This is a genomic window from Adlercreutzia sp. DFI.6.23, from assembly GCF_024462535.1.
GTDB lineage: Bacteria > Actinomycetota > Coriobacteriia > Coriobacteriales > Eggerthellaceae > Adlercreutzia > Adlercreutzia rubneri.
On record NZ_JANGBP010000431.1, the window covers coordinates 1 to 306 of the forward strand.

General features: G+C 61.8%; 1 pseudogene. It reads right to left on the reverse strand.

Annotated features, from left to right (window positions below):
- Nucleotides 1-306 (reverse strand): annotated as a pseudogene (locus NE591_RS14005) (sodium:proline symporter); the annotation flags it as partial.

The following is a 306-nucleotide window of genomic DNA, read 5'->3' on the forward strand; positions in this document are numbered from 1 at the left end:
TGCGGCGCCAGTACAGCGAGCACAGCATGAGCGGGCCGAAGGACGCGCCGAAGCCGGCCCAGGCGTAGGACACGATGTCGAAGATGGAGGAGTTCTGGACCATGGCCAGGAAAATGCCCAGAAGCAGAATGACCGTCAGCGTGATGCGGGCCACGATCATGACCTGGTTGTCGGTGGCATCGCGCTTGATGAGACCCTTGAAGATGTTGGTGGCCACAGCGGAGCCGGAGATGAGCAGGTAGCTGGAAGAGTAGCTCATGGCCGCGGCGAAGATGCCCGAGACCACAAGGCCGCAGAAGAAGCTCG